This window comes from Streptomyces sp. NPDC049954, from assembly GCF_040656295.1.
In the GTDB taxonomy this organism is placed as follows: Bacteria; Actinomycetota; Actinomycetes; order Streptomycetales; family Streptomycetaceae; genus Streptomyces.
In genome coordinates this window covers 42791-59354 of the sequence record NZ_JBFALS010000004.1, presented here as the reverse complement: position 1 = coordinate 59354, position 16564 = coordinate 42791, and the positions used below count along the sequence as shown (strand labels likewise).

The 16564-nt window shown below is 68.8% G+C and carries 16 protein-coding genes; 7 read left to right on the top strand and 9 right to left on the bottom strand.

Annotated features, from left to right (window positions below; translation table 11 throughout):
- Positions 1-131: 131 nt before the first annotated feature.
- Positions 132-914, bottom strand: a complete 783-nt coding sequence (locus tag AB0J21_RS09525; protein ID WP_363145289.1) for a DUF881 domain-containing protein — start codon at positions 912-914, stop codon at positions 132-134.
- Positions 915-1069: 155 nt separating this feature from the next.
- Here AB0J21_RS09525 and crgA point away from each other — a divergent pair, with 155 nt between their 5' ends.
- A complete protein-coding gene (gene crgA, locus AB0J21_RS09520) occupies positions 1070-1327 on the top strand; it encodes a cell division protein CrgA (protein WP_363145288.1) in 258 nt (85 codons plus the stop codon).
- Positions 1328-1728: 401 nt separating this feature from the next.
- On the opposite strand, the gene AB0J21_RS09515 is transcribed toward crgA, so the two are convergent.
- Together AB0J21_RS09515 and AB0J21_RS09510 are read right to left on the bottom strand one after the other, a co-directional pair.
- Positions 1729-2715, bottom strand: coding sequence for a rhomboid family intramembrane serine protease (locus AB0J21_RS09515; RefSeq protein WP_363145287.1), 987 nt, complete (start codon positions 2713-2715; stop codon positions 1729-1731).
- Positions 2716-2867: 152 nt separating this feature from the next.
- On the bottom strand, positions 2868-3401 hold the full coding sequence (locus AB0J21_RS09510) for a peptidylprolyl isomerase (protein WP_363145286.1): 534 nt from the start codon (positions 3399-3401) through the stop codon (positions 2868-2870).
- A 372-nt stretch (positions 3402-3773) separates the two neighbouring features.
- Here AB0J21_RS09510 and AB0J21_RS09505 point away from each other — a divergent pair, with 372 nt between their 5' ends.
- The 3 genes from AB0J21_RS09505 to AB0J21_RS09495 all read left to right on the top strand — a co-directional run bounded on the left by AB0J21_RS09505 (position 3774) and on the right by AB0J21_RS09495 (position 6183).
- Entirely contained in the window at positions 3774-4475 is a 702-nt protein-coding gene (locus tag AB0J21_RS09505; RefSeq protein WP_363145285.1) for a DUF5324 family protein, read from the top strand.
- Between the two features lie 651 nt (positions 4476-5126).
- Complete coding sequence (locus AB0J21_RS09500) at positions 5127-5882, top strand: dienelactone hydrolase family protein (protein WP_363145284.1); 756 nt, start codon at positions 5127-5129, stop codon at positions 5880-5882.
- Between the two features lie 13 nt (positions 5883-5895).
- Positions 5896-6183, top strand: coding sequence for a DUF6295 family protein (locus AB0J21_RS09495; protein ID WP_363145283.1), 288 nt, complete (start codon positions 5896-5898; stop codon positions 6181-6183).
- Between the two features lie 124 nt (positions 6184-6307).
- On the opposite strand, the gene AB0J21_RS09490 is transcribed toward AB0J21_RS09495, so the two are convergent.
- A complete protein-coding gene (locus tag AB0J21_RS09490; protein ID WP_363145282.1) occupies positions 6308-7276 on the bottom strand; it encodes an SDR family NAD(P)-dependent oxidoreductase in 969 nt (322 codons plus the stop codon).
- 141 nt (positions 7277-7417) lie between these two features.
- Here AB0J21_RS09490 and AB0J21_RS09485 point away from each other — a divergent pair, with 141 nt between their 5' ends.
- Entirely contained in the window at positions 7418-7915 is a 498-nt protein-coding gene (locus tag AB0J21_RS09485) for a helix-turn-helix domain-containing protein (RefSeq protein WP_363145723.1), read from the top strand.
- Positions 7916-8374: 459 nt separating this feature from the next.
- Here AB0J21_RS09485 and AB0J21_RS09480 read toward each other — a convergent pair whose 3' ends face one another.
- The 3 genes from AB0J21_RS09480 to AB0J21_RS09470 form a co-directional block, all read right to left on the bottom strand.
- Positions 8375-8926: a Uma2 family endonuclease gene (locus AB0J21_RS09480; RefSeq protein ID WP_363145281.1), complete on the bottom strand. Its 552-nt coding sequence runs from the start codon at positions 8924-8926 to the stop codon at positions 8375-8377.
- Between the two features lie 231 nt (positions 8927-9157).
- Complete coding sequence (locus tag AB0J21_RS09475) at positions 9158-9907, bottom strand: response regulator transcription factor (protein WP_363145280.1); 750 nt, start codon at positions 9905-9907, stop codon at positions 9158-9160.
- Complete coding sequence (locus AB0J21_RS09470) at positions 9904-11169, bottom strand: histidine kinase (RefSeq protein ID WP_363145279.1); 1266 nt, start codon at positions 11167-11169, stop codon at positions 9904-9906. Before AB0J21_RS09470 ends, AB0J21_RS09475 begins: the two co-directional genes overlap by 4 nt.
- Before the next feature lie 223 nt (positions 11170-11392).
- On the opposite strand from AB0J21_RS09470, the gene AB0J21_RS09465 reads away from it, so the two are divergent.
- Together AB0J21_RS09465 and AB0J21_RS09460 are read left to right on the top strand one after the other, a co-directional pair.
- Positions 11393-12322: an ABC transporter ATP-binding protein gene (locus tag AB0J21_RS09465; protein ID WP_363145278.1), complete on the top strand. Its 930-nt coding sequence runs from the start codon at positions 11393-11395 to the stop codon at positions 12320-12322.
- Positions 12319-13299, top strand: coding sequence for a transporter (locus AB0J21_RS09460; protein ID WP_363145277.1), 981 nt, complete (start codon positions 12319-12321; stop codon positions 13297-13299). The genes AB0J21_RS09465 and AB0J21_RS09460 overlap by 4 nt, the downstream gene beginning before the upstream one ends.
- A 580-nt stretch (positions 13300-13879) precedes the next feature.
- Here AB0J21_RS09460 and AB0J21_RS09455 read toward each other — a convergent pair.
- Together AB0J21_RS09455 and AB0J21_RS09450 are read right to left on the bottom strand one after the other, a co-directional pair.
- Positions 13880-15328, bottom strand: coding sequence for an MmgE/PrpD family protein (locus AB0J21_RS09455; protein WP_363145276.1), 1449 nt, complete (start codon positions 15326-15328; stop codon positions 13880-13882).
- Positions 15325-16482, bottom strand: coding sequence for a flavin reductase family protein (locus AB0J21_RS09450; RefSeq protein ID WP_363145275.1), 1158 nt, complete (start codon positions 16480-16482; stop codon positions 15325-15327). The genes AB0J21_RS09455 and AB0J21_RS09450 overlap by 4 nt, the downstream gene beginning before the upstream one ends.
- Positions 16483-16564: the final 82 nt, after the last annotated feature.

Below are 16564 nucleotides of genomic sequence, written 5' to 3'. Positions count from 1 at the left end.
TGTGCCGCTCCAGACTAAAGGCGGCGGGGGGTCGTTCGTGGCGCGCCCGCGCAAAGCCTTGGGGCGGCGCACGGCTGTTCTTTACCCGGCGGGGGTGCCCCGGGGGGCCTCGCGCGGCGCGGGCGCCGCGATCAGCCGGCGGGCCGCGCGTAGTGCAGGTCGACGGTACCGGTGTAGCCCGGCATCGTGTACGTGCCCTGGTCGGCGACGTCCCAGCCGAGCCCGTAGGCGTTGACGTACAGCATGTAGTTCTGGATCGCCGGCGAGTTGGACAGGGCGTCGCGCAGGTCGTCGGGGTCTCCCACGGCGGTGACCTTGTAGGGCGGGGAGTAGACGCGGCCCTGGAGGATCAGGGTGTTGCCGACGCAGCGGACGGCGCTCGTGGAGATGAGCCGCTGCCCCATGACCTCGATGCCCTTCGCACCGCCCTTCCACAGGGCGTTGACCACGGCCTGGAGGTCCTGCTGGTGGATGACGAGGTCGTTGGGCTGGGGCTCGGGATAGCCGGGCAGCTTCGGGCCGGCGCCGGGAGGCGCGTCGGTGAGGGTCACCGAGATCGCCTTTCCGCGCACCTTCTGAGTGCCGGCCTGCCGTTCGAGGCTCTTGAGCTGCGCGTCCTCGGCGTCGGTGCGCCCGTCGTCACGGGCGGCGAAGGACTCGACCTTCCGGCGCAGGACGCCGTTGGTCTTCTCGGCCTCGCCGTTCTTGTCGCTGCGCTCCTTGATCAGGTCCGACAGCTTCAGCATCGAGGCATCCGTGCGGATATTGGTCCCCTTGGCCGTGTTGAAGCTGGTGAAGAAGATCAGTCCGGCGAGGGCGAAGACGGCCAGCGTGAGCAGTCGCACGGGCCGCCAGGAAAACCGGGGCCGGTCAGGGCTGGAACCGTTCGTGGGGGAGTCGGCAGAATTGCTCAACGTACCCTGATCTCCTTCGGCGCCGCGGAAGCACTACGCTAACGGACGCCCGGAGGGCCCCGGGGTCCGCCCGAGCGTCATCCGGCGCCCCGCCCCGTTCTGTGTGCCGCCGACCGGCAGTGCACCGAACAGCGCATCGACAGGAGAGCCCCCTCGTGCCGAAGTCCCGTATCCGCAAGAAGGCCGACTACACGCCGCCCCCGGCCGCGAAGCAGACGGCGAACATCAAGCTGACCAACAGCAGCTGGGTCGCCCCGCTCATGCTCGCGATGTTCGCGATCGGTCTGGCCTGGATCGTCGTCTTCTACGTCACGGACGGCAGCCTCCCGGTGGACTCCTTCGACAACTGGAACATCGTCGTCGGCTTCGGCTTCATCGCCGCGGGCTTCGCCGTCTCCACCCGCTGGAAGTAGCCCTGCCCGCCGCGCGCGCAGCGTCGGCGACCGGGGCGTGTGCGGCCGGAACGCAAGCCCTGCCCTGAGTTATCCACAGCGCTATCCACACTGGGGAAAAGGTCAGACGATCTGTGGATAACTCATCTGCGGTTGACGCCGGTGTGACTGAAGGACCGGCCCCCACCCAGGAGGCGGACCCTTGTTCGACCCCTGTCCACCTGCGAAACCAGCAGGTCAGCGGCAGGGGTCGCGCTGTTCCCCAGCCGCCCGGACACTGAGGGCGACGAGGGCCGGGCAGTCTGTGGACAACTACCGCCCCCAATCGAACACCTGTGCATATCCGCGGCGCGCTCCGCCGCTCCTGCGCGGCTCATGGCCGACGAAGCCGACTGGTGAACAGAAGCCCGGGAGGAGCGTGTTCAGACGAGCAGCACCGTACGGACGGCCACGGCGGCGACCAGGACCACGAGTGCGAGCGCGCAACTCCCCCACTGCACGAGACGGCGACGCTCCGGCGGCGCGTAGACGATGGCCCACGCGAGGGCGGCCCCCACGATCAGCCCGCCGACATGGGCCTGCCAGGCGATCCCGCTCCACGTGAACGTGAAGATCAGGTTGATCGCGAGGATCGCGGCGAACGGCCGGAAGTCGGCCCGCAGGCGACGCACCAGGACACCCGTGGCCCCGAACAACCCGAAGATCGCGCCCGAGGCGCCGAGCGAGGCCTCCGTCGGACTCGCGATCAGATAGGTCAGGACGCTGCCGCCGAGCCCGGACAACAGGTACACGGCGAGGAACCTGGCACGGCCGAGAGCCGCCTCCAAAGGCCCGCCGAGCACCCACAGGCTCAGCATGTTGAACCCGATGTGCCAGATCTCCTCGTGCAGGAACGTCGCGGTGAGCAGCCGGTACCACTCGCCGTCCGCGACACCCATCACGGGATGTATCCCGGTGTCGGGATGGGGCCAGGCACCGATCATGAACAGGTCGGAGAGCAGACGGTTCGGGTCCGACACGACGTGCACGAGCACGAACACCGCGATGTTCAGCCCCAGCAGGATCTTCGTCACGAGCCGGGTGTCCCGGGTGACGACACCGCCGGCGACCGTACGCGGCCGGTTGTCCGCCCGGACACCGCTCCAGCGACGCGCACCGCCTCCGCCACCGCTGCTCCCGGAGGCCGGGCCGGAGGAGGCCGAGCCCTGCCGCACGCACTCGGGACACTGGAAGCCCACCGAGGCGCTGATCATGCACTCGGGGCAGATGGGCCGCTTGCAGCGCACACACCGGATACCGGTCTCGCGGTCCGGGTGCCGGTAACAGGGGGCGAGGCCGGAGGTCTCCGCCGCCCCACCCGGCTCCTGCGGGCCACCGGGCACCTGGTCCTTGGGATCCAACGGGTCCATCGGGCCTCTTCCTCCCTGAGCCGTGCACGAGGCGCGCGACCCACGCACACGCCCCGCCCATCCTGACGGACGAGCGGGGCGGTTTTGTTCCCGGAGCGCTCCCGGAGCGGACGGCGGCGAACCGTCGCCCTGTCCGGCGGCGAGTCCCGGTCTCAGCCCTGACGCTGCTCCACGACGACGCTCTCGATGACCGCGTCCTTGACCGGGCGGTCGGTGCGCGGGTTGGTCTGCGTCGTCGCGATCGAGTCCACGACCTTCTGGCTGGCCGCGTCGGCGACCTCACCGAAGATGGTGTGCTTGTTGTTCAGCCAGTCGGGGGCGCCGACGGTGATGAAGAACTGCGAACCGTTGGTGCCCGGTCCCGCGTTCGCCATCGCCAGCAGGTACGGCTTGTTGAACGACAGGTCCGGGTGGAACTCGTCGCCGAACTGGTAGCCGGGGCCACCGGTGCCGTTGCCCAGCGGGTCGCCGCCCTGGATCATGAAGCCACTGATGACACGGTGGAAGACGGTGCCGTCGTACAGCGGCTTGTTCGTCTTCTGGCCGGTGGCCGGGTCGGTCCACTCGCGCTTGCCCTCGGCGAGTTCGACGAAGTTCTTGACCGTCTTCGGCGCGTGGTTCGGCAGCAGCCGCACCTCGATGTCGCCGTGGTTGGTCTTCAGGGTGGCGTAAAGCTGCTCAGCCACGATCTGCCTTCCGTTGTCTTCTGTGAAGCGTGCTGATGAAGCGGGCGAAGCGCTTCGGGAAGCTCTCAGCGGCGCTGCTGTCTGTTCACAGATCCTCCCACGGACCTGTTTGGGACGAGTAATGGCTGAACACCCGCAGACGGGGAACCCGCCGTGGCAAGGTCCGCGGGAGAAGTTCTCCCGCCCGGCGAGCCGGACCACGTGGACGGCCCGCCGCCAGCGCAACAACCGCCCCTCTTCCGACATCATCCTGAATACCTACAAAGTGACCCGGATGCTCGCGTCGTAGCTGCCGCGCGGCGATCCAGCGGGCATGATCGCGGAAGGGGTGGAAAGGTGAAATACCGTACGCCACCGAGGAGGAGGATTCCCGTGACCCGCATCGACAGCGTGCGCGCCGCGACGGGCTCGGCGAGGGACAGCGTGCTGCACGCCGCGGAAGCGGTGGCGCCCTACGCCGACTCTGCCAAGGGCCGCGCCACGCAGTACGCGGGCGAGGCTCGCGCCCGGCTCGCACCGAAGGTCTCGCAAGCCGCGGACCAGGCCAAGCTCCAGTTCGACGCCCATCTCGCACCCCGTATCGAGTCGGCCCGCACCCATGTCCCGCCGAAGCTCGACGAGGCGGCGCGTCAGGCGGCCAAGCACAGCCGCCAGGCGGCCAAGCAGGCCGCAGAGTACTCCCGTCCGCGGATCGAGCAGGTCAGGGCCGCGGCCGGTCCCGTCCGTGACGAGGCGAGCGCCCGCAGCGCCGCCGCTCTGACCGCGCTGCGCGGCCAGGTCTCCCCCAAGGAGATCGAGCGGCTCGCGAAGAAGCATCGGCGCAAGGGCCGGGCCGGGAAGTTCGTCAAGGGTCTCGCGATCCTGAGCATCCTCTCCGGTGGCGCCATCGCCGCCTGGAAGTGGTGGGACAAGCAGGCCAACCCGGACTGGCTCGTCGAACCGCCGGCCGCGACCGAGGTTCCGGAGACCGGGGCGAGCCTGACCGCGGTGGACGGTTCCGCCGAGGCCGACGGCCTCGACCCCGAGGTCGAGGCCAAGGCCGAATCGGAGGGCGAGGGCCGCACGGCCAACTGAGGTCCGCTTCGGCCTCAGCACTACACACCCGCCTGTGGGGTGGGACGAGCGACTTACTCGTCCCACCCCACAGGCGCGTCACGAGCCGAGCCCACCGAACGCCCGGCAGTCGGCACCCGGCAGTCGACCCGCGTGGGCGCCGACCGTTTCACGTGAAACATCGGACGCCGGAAGGGGCTTCGCGGGAAGCCGGGACCGTGCGGGCCGGTAAGCCCCACGAAACGACAGACCGCGCGTGGTGGCTCCACGCGAAGGAGCCGACTCACAAGGCGAGTTCGCGTACCGCCGACGCCGACGACGCGCCGACCGCACGCCAACTCCTGATCAGCCAGGGTGTTTCACGTGAAACATCTCCCGGAGACCCGGGGGCCCGGAGACCCGGAGACCCCGGGGCCCGGAAACACGGGGGCCCGGAAACACGGGGCCCGGAAACACGGGGCCCGGAAGCACGGGGCCCGGAAACGCGGAGGCAGCGGACCGGAGCCCCGAAGGACTCGTTGCCGCATACACGAGCCCCCTGAGCCGTACCGGGTCAGCCAGGTCCTAGGCTCGGCCTCACCGACCTAATCGATCACGGAACCATTTCGATCACACCGCGAGCCGGAGCCGGTTGCCGCTTTCGGCCGGGCCCTCGCGGAGAGGACGCGCACCATGCCGACGTACGACGCCCTGCTGGCGGAGACCATCACGCTCACCGGCCACGGGGGCGACCTGATCGAGGGCTACTCCGCCCGCCCTCTCGACATCGCTCCGCGCGGCGGCGTGGTCGTCATCCACCACATGCCGGGCTATGACAAGGAGACCAAGGAGATCGCCCGGCGCTTCGCCGCCGAGGGCTTCAACGCGGTCTGCCCGAACCTGTACTCCCGGGAGGCCCCTGGGGCCGACCCCGACGACGCGGCGGCCGCCGCCCGTGCCAACGGCGGGGTCCCCGACGAACGACTGCTCGGCGACGTGTCCGGTGCGGCCGCCTACCTGCGCGGGCTGACCAACTCCAACTCCCGCATCGGCACGATCGGCTACTGCTCCGGCGGACGGCAGTCCTTCCTCGCCGCCTGCGAGCTCGATCTCCAGGCCGCTGTCGACTGCTACGGCGCCTTCGTGACCGGCACCCCGCCCGAGGGCTTCCCGCTCCAGGTGGAGCCGATCGGCCACCTCACCAAGAACCTGCGGTGCCCGCTGCTCGGCCTGTTCGGCGCCGAGGACCAGTACCCCTCGCCCGAGGCCGTCGCCGAACTGGAAGCGCTGCTCAAGCAGCACGGCAAGCCCCACGAGCTGCACAGCTACGAGGACGCGGGCCACGCCTTCTTCGCCGTGAACCGCCCCTCGTACCGCCCGCAGGCCGCCGTGGACGGCTGGTCGAAGATCCTCCGCTTCTTCGGCGAGCACCTGAACGCCGACGTCTGATCAAGGAGCCACCATGTGCACGTACCTCACGGAAAAGATCGGGATCGAGGGCAGCGGCAAGGGCGCGGGCGGCTACTTCCCGCTGACCCACGCGATGGTCTACGTCGACCACCCGCAGCACGCCCCGTTCGAGCACACCGTGAACATCGACTTCCTCAACCCCGGGGAGGGCCCCTCGGCCCGCATCCCGGTCGAGCTGACGGAAGAGGCGGCCCGCGCCCTCATCACGGCCCTCCAGACCGCCATCGACACGGCACCCCCCGGCCTGGCCTCCGCCGAGCACCGGGCCACGGCGGCCTGACGGCCGGGACCACCGCGCACCGGCACTGAGCCCGCGCACCGGCCGCCGTGAACGGACAGAGGGACTATGACCTGAGGATTCACAGGTCATAGTCCCTCTGCCAGAAACCACTGCGACTGGGAGATCAGGCGCGGAGCAGGTCGGTCGAGACAGTCCAGAGGCGCTTGGCGATGGCGGGATCGAGCGCCCATTCCTTGACACCGTGCGGGTGCTGCGCGAGATCGGCGTCGTCCGGCACGGTGTAGGCCTCTTGCGCATCGTCGAGGTAGTGGCCTCCGGAGTGAGCGAACTCGGGCGCGACGGCCGCGACGATGCTGGTTGCGGCGCCCTGCTCGACCGTCTTATAGGTGAAGACCCCGGCGGCCTCGGCCGCGGCGAGGGACGCCTTCTGTTCTGTCGTGAAGTTCCGCTGCAGTCCTGTCGCGATACCGCCGGGGTTCACCGCATTGGCAACGATGCCGTCGGACGCCCAGAGACGGGTCGCCTCGACGGCGAAGAGAGAGTTCGCCGTCTTCGACTGGGCGTAGGCAATCTGCGGGTCGTAGCTGCGACGCTCGAAGTGGAGGTCGTCGAAGTCGATGCCGGCACGCATGTGCGCCGTCGAACTGACCGAGACGATCCGTGCTCCATCGCGGTCGGCCGCTCCCAGAGCCAGGGCGTCATGAAGGCCGATGGCCAGGGCGAAGTGGCCAAGATGGTTGGTCGCGAATTGCAGTTCCCAGCCTTCATGCGTCCGTTCGAGGCCACCGGTGACCACGCCGGCGTTGTTGATCAGCAGATGAAGCGGGCCGCGCCACGCGTCGACGCATCGTGCGACGGAGCTCCTGTCGGCAAGGTCGAGCCGGACGACGCGGGGACGGATCCCTTCGGTCGACTTCTCGATCGTCTCAGCGACGGCGTCACCCGCAGTCGTGTTCCGGACAGCGAGCGTCACCTCCGCCCCGGCGGCGGCCAACACACGAGCCGTCTCGATCCCGAGTCCGGAAGAAGCTCCCGTCACGATCGCGCGGACGCCGCCGAGATCGACACCCCGCAGCACCTCGCCCGCGGCGCTGGAGGCATTGAAGGGTGTGGAGATGAGTGCGTGAGTCACGACATCGACTATACGCACTAGACTTGACTTGTTTAGTTAGTTCCCCGCTCGTACGCTCGCTCCATGAGCAGTTCTGATACCGGCCACCCGCCGTCGACGGCCGCCGATACCGATCGCCGGACCCTGGTTCTGGACTCCGCGATGGTCACGTTCGCGCGATTCGGTTACCGGAAGACCTCGATGGAGGAAGTGGCGCGGGCGGCGGCCATCTCCCGGCCCGGGCTCTACTTCCTCTTCTCCTCCAAGGAGAGCCTGTTCCGTGCTGCGGTCACCCAGGCCCTGGAGCGGGACATCACAGCGGTCGAACACCTCCTGGCCGAGACCGAACGCCCCCTCTCAGAGCGCCTCGTTGAAGCGTTCGACCAGTGGGCAGGCCGCTACATCGGCCCGCTGACGCGCGACGTCGCGGCGGTCATCGAGGACAACCCCGACCTCCTGGGAGAGATCACCGAAACCACACCGCGACGTTTCGAGGAATTGATCACAGACACCATCGCCGTCGAGTCAGGACAGGACGCGGCCCCCTTGGTCGCACAGACGATGATCAGCGCATCGATCGGCCTCAAGCATCAAGCCGCGTCCCGGGAGTTCTACCGTGACCGGCTGAAGGTCGCGATCGATCTCCTGGTGCGCCAGTAGGAGCCGAACCAGGGAGCCGTGTCTTCCCTGATCTCCTTCTTGTACTTACTCCGCGCGTCGCCCCTGGACACCGGTGACGCGGTCGACGTAGGCAAGCGGGAAGGACCCGGACACCATGCGCCCACCGACAGACACCAAAAGCCCTTCTGGCCTACGTTTCCGCGAGTCAGAAAGGCTTTTCTTCTGTGGAGCCCAGGAGAGTCGAACCCGAAACTGTTACCTCTCTGGCCTGCGGAAACGCCGGAGAATCGGGCCAAACAACCCCGTTTCCATCCTGCTCGATCCCGCTCGATCCGCCTCGGCCCTCGTCCCGTGCTGACATGTCAGCACGGGACTCTCGATCAACGCAGGTGCGAAGTCGAGGCCTGGCGCCACCGACATAACCGCTGCTCAACCCCTCGGCAAAAGGATTCAGCCACTGCGTTTACGGCAAAGCGAGTGACGCGTCAGCACGACGTGTCAGCGGGCCTCAGACCCGGACTCGGGGCGAGGGAGCTCATCCAGGTCGACGGTGAAGATGCGGCCGTCGGCCAGCTCGATCGGGAGCTTGCCGGTGCCGTATTTGTGGGTGTGCGCGGCAATGTAGCCGGTGCCATTTGGCTGGCTGTGCACGACGACTTCCTGGGCATATGGGTCCACGATCAGGTAGATCGGGATGCCGTAGCGGCCGTACTTTGCGGTGCAGTCGTCGTAGTCCTTGCGGGCCGAAGACGTCGAGACAACCTCAGAGATAAGGAGCACGTCATCGAAGCTGTACCGCTTGCCCTGCTTCTGCGCGTCCTCGCGGAGGATCGCGAGATCGGGGGCGGAGTTCTCGTCGGCCGGGAAGTCGATGTACACGTCGGACGTCACCTTCGCGTGACGGCCCAGAGCGAGCGTGTCGATCTGCATCGAGCGGATCGTGCTGGAGTGCTCCTCGCTCTGCGGGGTCATGATCACCTTCCCGTCGGCACCGAAGAAGACCGCGTATCCCTCGGGGAACTCGGTCTGCACGATCGCGGCAACACTCATGAACGGCTCCTTCCCGTGTGAAATCAGGATACGGCGGCCGGCTCCGAGCCATCAGATTTCCGAGTCGAAGGATCCCACCGACGGAAGTTCGCCCACTCGTCGAACCGTCCGCCCGGACGCCACAGCCAAGGCGGCGCCCACAGCGGCTACGGCCGTCACCAGCCACGCCTCGGCTGCTGTCAAGCCGTGGTCCGCGAGGAAGTGCTGCGCGGCCACCAGGATCGGCACACGTCAACCCCGGTGAAACGGTGATTCCTCCCCCGGGGGCCTCGGGTCAGGAGCCGAAGGCGTAGCCCAGTCCCCCGCCCTGGCCAGACCGGTCTCGTAGGCCAGGACCACCGCCTGGACCCGGTCGCGCAACTGGAGCTTGGCGAGGATGCGCGAGACGTGGGTCTTGACGGTGGTCTCGGAGAGGTGGAGCCGGGCGGCGAGTTCGGTGTTGCTCAGGCCCTGGGCGAGCAGGCGCAGGACGTCCAGTTCGCGTGGGGTCAGTGCGCCCACGCCCGGATGGGGCGCGGCGGGCGCCGGCGCTTCGGACGCCTGACGGGCGTGACGTTCCACGAGGCGGCGGGTGATGACGGGGGCCAGGAGCGCGTCCCCGGTGCGGACGAGGCGGACGGCGGCGACGAGGTGTTCCGGGGTGACGTCCTTGAGGAGGAAGCCGCTGGCGCCTGCCGACAGCGCCTCGTAGACGAGGTCGTCGAAGTCGAAGGTGGTCAGCATGATCACGCGGGGTGCGGTGGCCGTGTCCGGGGAATCGCGCAGGATGCGGCGGGTGGCCTCCAGGCCGTCGAGGTCGGGCATCCGGATGTCCATCAGCACCACGTCGGGGCGGGTGCGCAGTACTGCCTCCACCGCCTGGGTTCCGTCGGCGGCCTCGGCGACGACGTCGATGCCGTCGGCCATGAGGATCATGCGGAAGCCGGTGCGGACGAGTGCCTGGTCGTCGGCGACCACGACGCGCAGCGGGTGGCCTGTCACGACGTCTCCAGGGGGATCGTGGCGGCGGTCCGGTAGCCGCCGTCGGGTAGCGGTCCGGCGTCGAGGGTGCCGCCGTAGACCGCGATTCTCTCCCGCAGACCGATCAGCCCGTGGCCGCCCCCGCCTGCCGCTCCGGCGCCCGGTGTGCCGCCGGTGTCGGTGACCTCGACCCGTAGGGCATCGGTTGCGTAGGTGAGCGTCACGGTCGCACGCGCGCCCTGTGCGTGCTTCGTGGTGTTGGTCAACGCCTCCTGGACCACCCGGTAGACGGCCAGGCCGGTGCCGGACGAGACGTGACAGGGGGTGCCGGTCACCGTGAGTTCGACGCTCAGGCCCGTCTCGCGCACCCGGGCGACGAGGGCGTCGAGCCGGTCCAGGTCGGGTTGCGGGGCGAGGGCCTTGGCGGGGGCGGCGGGGTTATCGTCGGCGTTCATGGCGAGCAGTCCCATGGTGTGCCGCAGTTCCGCCATCGCCGAGCGGCCCCCCTCTTCCACTGCGAGGAGCGCCTCGCGGGCCATCCCCGGTTCGGCGTCCATGACCTTCCGCGCGGCGCCGGCCTGAATGACCATCATGGAGACGTTGTGGGTGACCACGTCGTGCAGGTCGCGGGCGATGCGGGCCCGCTCGCGCTCGGCGGCGCGGCGCAGTTCCTCGGCCCGTTGCCGCTCCAGGGCCGCCATGCGTTCTTGTCGTGCGTCGGCGCGCAGCCGCCATTGGCGCATGCCGTCCGCGACGACGGCGAGCGGCAGCACGATGAGCAGCGGCACGTACTCGTTCTGGATGGTGGGCACGTCCGGGGTCCTGGCCCCGTTCAGGACGAGCAGTGCCACTGCGACGCTCCCCAGGGTGGGTATCCGGTACGGGCTGTGCATGACGGCGGAGTACGTCGCGACCAGCGTCGCGAAGAGGATCACCCGCGCCTCGCTGCCCGGCGCCATCAGCCCCGCTGCGATCACTACCCACAGCACGGCCAGCGGGTAGCGGCGGCGCAGCGCCAGCGGAAGCGAGCACAGGAGCATCGGTGCCAGCGCGCCGACGTAGTTGCCGGAGCCCTCGACCAGGCGCACGGTACCGTCGACGATCTTGTACGTGCGGTCCATGCCGACACTCAGGCCGGAGTTGACCGCGGCGATCACGGCAAACAGGGCGAAGGCCCCGTCGAGGATCAGGTCACGTCTGGTGGGCCGGGGCAAGGGGCCTGTCGGCCGCTTCAGCGCCGCGAACCCGTCCCGCAGGCGGTCCGCCGCCGATGCGTTCGTCACCCACCGATTGTCACAGGCGGCGCCGGCCCGCGGCGTCCTCCCTTCAGACCGTGATCGCGCGCTCGCGTACTTCGCTCGTCTACATCTGACGGAGGACCCCGGCCAGGGTCCTCCGCACGCAGGAGCGGAAAGGGGTCGGGCGCCGGACGCGCTCGCCCGCCCGCCGCCCATAGCGTCCAGCGGTGCCAGTCACACGGACCGGCACCGCTGAGGAGGACGACGCGTGACTTCCGCGACTGCCGCACCTGCCGTACTGAGAGCCCGGGGCCTGGGCAAGAAATACCGACAGCGCTGGGCCCTGTCGGAGTGCACCCTCGATGTCCCCGCGGGCCGCGTCGTCGGTCTGGTCGGCCCCAACGGGGCAGGAAAGTCAACCCTGTTGAGCCTCGCCTCCGGCATGCTCGCCCCGACCACGGGCACCATCGAGGTCTGCGGCGGCCGCCCGGCCGCCGGCCCGGCCCAGCTCGCCAAGGTCGGATACGTGGCCCAGGACACTCCCACCTACGCCGCTCTGACCGTCGCCGACCACCTCGCGCTCGGCGCCCGCCTCAACCCCCGCTGGGACGCCGCCCTCGCCCGCGACCGGATCCGCCGCATCGGCCTCGACCCCGGCCAGCGCGCCGGACGCCTGTCCGGCGGGCAGCGCGCGCAGCTCGCCCTCACTCTCGGCCTCGCCAAACGCCCCGAACTCCTCATCCTCGACGAGCCCGTCGCCGCACTCGACCCGCTGGCCCGCCGCGAGTTCCTGGACGACCTCACCGACGCGATCACCGGGCAGGAGATGACCGTCCTGCTCTCCTCCCACCTCGTCTCCGACGTCGAGCGAGTCTGCGACCACGTCATCGTGCTCGTTGACTCCCGGGTCCAAGTCAGCTCCGGCATCGGCGACTTGATTGTCGGACACCACCGCCTCACCAGACCGGCCGATACCCCGGCCGACCTGCCCGCCGAGCACCACGTCATCTCGGCCTCCCGCGCCGGTGAACAGACCACCCTCGTCGTACAGGGCGACGGTCCGGTCACCGGCGACCCCGCCTGGACGACCGGCCCGCTCTCCCTCGAAGACATCGTCCTGGCCTACATCAGCCGTCGCACGACCACCACCCCCACCCCGGACTCCCGACCGGCCGCCGACCTGGAGACCCACCGATGATCTGGCTGACCTGGCGCCAACTGCGCACCCAGGCAACGGCGGGCATCGCCCCACTGGCCGCCCTCGCCGCCCTCCTCGCCGCAACCGGCCCCCACCTGGCCGGCCTGCACACCACCGCGGGGCGTGGCCTCGTGTCGCAGCTCACCAGCACCGACACCACGCTCTACTTCGTCGGCGGCATGGCCGTCCTCCTCGTACCGGCCCTCATCGGCATGTTCTGGGGCGCCCCGCTCGTCGCCCGCGAACTGGAGAACGGCACCCACCGCCTCGCCTGGAACCAGGGCGTCACCCGCACCCGCTGGCTGCTGACCAAACTCACCCTCACGGGTCTCACCACCGTGGTCGCGAGCGGCCTGACCAGCCTCGCGGTCACCTGGTGGAGCAGCCCCGTCGACCAGGCCGTCGCCGCGGGCGGATCCGACAACACCGACAACTTCGTCCCACGCATCGACCCGGCGATCTTCAGCGCCCGCGGCATCGTTCCGCTCGGCTACGCCGTCTTCGCCTTCGTCCTGGGTGTCACCTTCGGCGTCATCATCCGCCGCACGCTCCCCGCCATGGCCGCCACCCTCGCCACGTACACCGCGGTTCTCCTGTCGATGCCGCTGTGGATCCGGGCTCACCTGGCCCCAGCCACCGCCATCACGGTCCCTTTCACTCACGACCGCATGGCGAACTACCTCCTCGGCTCCGTCTCCCACGTCGACATCGACAAACCCGACACCTGGACCATCGCGGAGCAGACCCTCGACGCCACCGGACGCCCCGCCCACGCCATGCCACCCGCGTACACCGACTGCGACTCGATCAAGGCATGCGTCGACGCCCTCGCCGAGGCCGACTACCACCAGCGTGTGACCTACCAGGCCGCAGGCAACTTCTGGGTCCTGCAATGGGCGGAGACCGGCGTCTTCCTCGGTCTCGCCGTCGCCCTCGGTGCGCTGTGCGTCTGGTGGACGCGCAGACGCCTGAGCTGACGGGGTCGGCTACACCAGCGGTGCGGGCCCGCGCCGGACCCCGGTGCGAGCTGAAGGCGTCCCTCCTCCAGAGCCTCTGGCCCGGCCTAGGAGAGCCACGGGAGAGCGACGCGTGGCAGCAAACCCCGAGAAACCCCGGAATCTCGGGCCTCTGTCCCCACCGTGTCAGCACCGTGGTGCTGACGTATCAGCATAAAAAATCGGAACAAAAGACCCCTCTGGCCACGTTTCCGCAGGCCAGAGGGGTCTATCGATGTGGAGCCTAGGAGAGTCGAACCCGAAATTGTTACCTCTCCGACCTGCGGAAACGCCGGATAATCGGACATTAGACCCTGTTTCCATCCCCCTGCGTCCTGCTCCATCCGCCTCGATCAGGCTCCCGTGCTGACACGTCAGCACGGGCCTCACCCGCGTTGCTGAAGAGAATATTGGACTTCGACCAAGCTCTTACACACCTTGCCAGACGGCCGATAAACGCGCCCCCAAAGTGCATTGCGCAAGCAAAGCATCGGAGGAGGCCGACAAGTATCGCCGTTGAGGTCAGCAGGCCCGCCCCGGTGTTCATGCCAAGCTCGTACACCTAGTCCGAGCAAGGAGCAGCGTACTGATCGCCACGAGGGGGGCATGTCGCGGCGGTCACCACAGCGGCGGAGTGCTTCTCCAGTTCGAGCAAGATGTCCGCGACTGTGTCTGCCTGGTGCCGCGGCAGGGCGCGAGCGACTACCCGCTGGTACTTGGTGAGGATCTCGTCGCGGAGCAAAGGGTCTTCCTTGGTTCCGCGACTGTCGGCGACGGCGGACTGCACGACTCTTCCGGTGGTTGTGGTGACGGAGACCGCACCCGGGAAGTGCCACGGGAATTCTGTGTCCGGGTCACCCACGCACGTGACCTTGGCGGCGAGCGCCAGGATCTCGGGGTCGTCGAGTGGTTCGTCGTAGAACATGGCAAGGTCCATCGGCCGTCCGAGCAACCGGGCAGCGGTCACGTAGGGCACGCTGAACAGCGCGTCGTAGATGGTGGGGGGCGCCGTTTTGCGTTCCCGGGGCTCGCACACCATGGGAATGATCATGGACGGGACCGTGCAGGTGATCTGCTCCACGTCGTCCGCCGTCAGGCGGTCGGTTCCGAGGTTCTTGAGGACGTTGGCGACCGCGTCAATGCACGCGTGGGTGAAGTGGCAGCACGGGTAGGGCTTGAGCGCGATGTCCGTGGTGTGCCACTCGCTGCCGATGTCGGGTATGCCGAGGACGGTCGCTGTGGGCTTGAGTGCCACGTGGGCTTTGTAGAGGCCGCCCTCACCTTCGAAGACTGTGGCGGGGCCGATGAATCCGGCCTGTGCCATGGTGACGGCCGAGATGGCGGCGTGCGCTGCCCAGCCAGGGTGCATGCGCTTGAGCCAGGAGTCGTTCAGTTCGAGGATGCCGGCTGCCTGGCTGCCACACAGGCCCAGTGCGCTCTGCAGGGTCTGCGCGTCGATTCCGCGGAGTTTGGCCACCACGCAGGCAGCGGCGAACGTACCGATGATGCCCGTGGGGTGGAAGCCACGCAGGTGGAAGTGTCCGGCACCCGCCTTGGCGAGTCGGCAGCCGACTTCGAGCCCTGTCACGTAGGCCAGGAGCAGTTCTTCGCCCGAGGCGTCGACCTCCTCACCGATCGCGAGTGCTGCTGCGGCGGCCGGTGCGGTCGCGTGGTAGATCGCCCCGATGTGGGTGTCGTCGAAGTCGAGGCCATGGATGAGCGTGCCGTTGACGAGGGCTGCGTAGGCAGGCGTGAGCCGGGTGCCGAAGCCCAAGACTGTAGTTGTGCCGGAGCCTGCGGAACCGTCGAGGCGCTGACCGGCATCATGGATGGCCTTACCGAAGTCCATGGTGGTCGCTGCCAGGGCGAGCCCCACAGCATCCAGGAGATGCTCCTTGGCTGTCTCCCGTACCTCGGGGGGGATGTCGTCCCACTGAAGGGCGGTAACCGCCTCGGCCAGTTGCGTGGCCAGCGGCGTGGCGAGGCTCTCGGCGGTCTCAGCAGTTGTCACGATGCTCCTTCGGTCGATGCTGCGTCTGCCGAACCTTGGCGGTCGCCGCGGGTGGTGGCCCGGGCCAGCGCGCCGATGCCGTCCGCGAGGTGGCGTACCGCACGGGTCACGTCGCCCAGAGAATGGTCGCTCGGGAAACCGGTAGCCAGTACTCCCAGAGCCACCCGGCCTTCCCCGTCCAGTACGGGTGACCAGATGCTGCCTACCTCGGGATGGTCGGCTGCGGATTCGTCCACAGCGAAACGCGACGCCACGAAGTCCAGTGGGCGCTGGACCAGATGCGACAGTGCCGCCGCTTCCTCGGCCGGGGTTCGTTTCCGCCCGGAGGTCCGTTCGGCGAGCAGCTCTCCGAGTCCCTCGTGGACCGAGGCCAGTCCTACAGTCAGGCCGCCGTCGGCGCGGATCAGCCGCAGAGCCTCGCGGACCTTTTCGCGCTGGCCTTTGTCGTCGATACCGCCCAACCATTCCTCGGCCGTGTCGGGGGCCGCGTACGCCATCCACCAGATCCCGATGGGGGCGTTCAGAGGGACGCTCTCGCCGATCGTGGCCCGCGCAACGTGGTCGTCCCCGGTCTGCCCCGCCGTCGCCAGCACGGTCAGTGTCTTCCCGTCGCAGCCGGCGACGGCGATCTGGCCGCTCGTGCTGCGGGCCGTTCCCTCCAGCAAGGGCCGTGCCCGGTCGATCAGATCGAGCTGCTCCCTGAAGCGGTCGTCGGAGGCGGTCAGAAGGTGGGGGGTGAAGCTGCCGTACCCGCCCTGGAAGAAGAGAAGCGGAAGGTTCTCGGCCGCGGTGTCGAGGTCGAGGACCCGGCCGATGACGATGTCGTGGTCGCCGGCTCGGTGAATGGTGTCGGTCTCGCAGTCGATCCAGGCCACAGCACCGTCAAGGACGGGGGATCCACTGGGGGCGGCGCGCCAGCCGACCCCGTCGTACTTGTCACCGCCGCTGACGGCGAACTGCCGGCACAGGTGCTCCTGCTCGGCTCCGAGGATGTTGACGCAGAACCGGCCCGCGCCACGCAGCCGGGCCCAGCTGCGGGAGCTCGCCGAAGGAAGGAAGGCGACGAGGGGCGGGTCGAGGGAGACGCTCGTGAACGAGCCGACGACCATGCCTTCCGGCTGCCCGTCGTCGGCGATCGCGGTCACCACGGTCACACCGGTCGGGTAGTGCCCCAGCACCCGTCGGAACCGGTGAGGGTCTCGGACACGCTCTCCGGTTTCCGTGTTCTGTCGGACG

What these genes read in the sequence shown, in the direction of transcription:
- AB0J21_RS09515 (WP_363145287.1), bottom strand. Translation starts at nt 2,715, where the DNA reads ATGGACCCGTTGGATCCCAAGGACCAGGTGCCCGGTGGCCCGCAGGAG.
- AB0J21_RS09500 (WP_363145284.1), top strand. Translation starts at nt 5,127, where the DNA reads ATGCCGACGTACGACGCCCTGCTGGCGGAGACCATCACGCTCACCGGC.
- AB0J21_RS09495 (WP_363145283.1), top strand. Translation starts at nt 5,896, where the DNA reads ATGTGCACGTACCTCACGGAAAAGATCGGGATCGAGGGCAGCGGCAAG.
- AB0J21_RS09485 (WP_363145723.1), top strand. Translation starts at nt 7,418, where the DNA reads ATGGTCACGTTCGCGCGATTCGGTTACCGGAAGACCTCGATGGAGGAA.
- AB0J21_RS09480 (WP_363145281.1), bottom strand. Translation starts at nt 8,926, where the DNA reads ATGAGTGTTGCCGCGATCGTGCAGACCGAGTTCCCCGAGGGATACGCG.
- AB0J21_RS09460 (WP_363145277.1), top strand. Translation starts at nt 12,319, where the DNA reads ATGATCTGGCTGACCTGGCGCCAACTGCGCACCCAGGCAACGGCGGGC.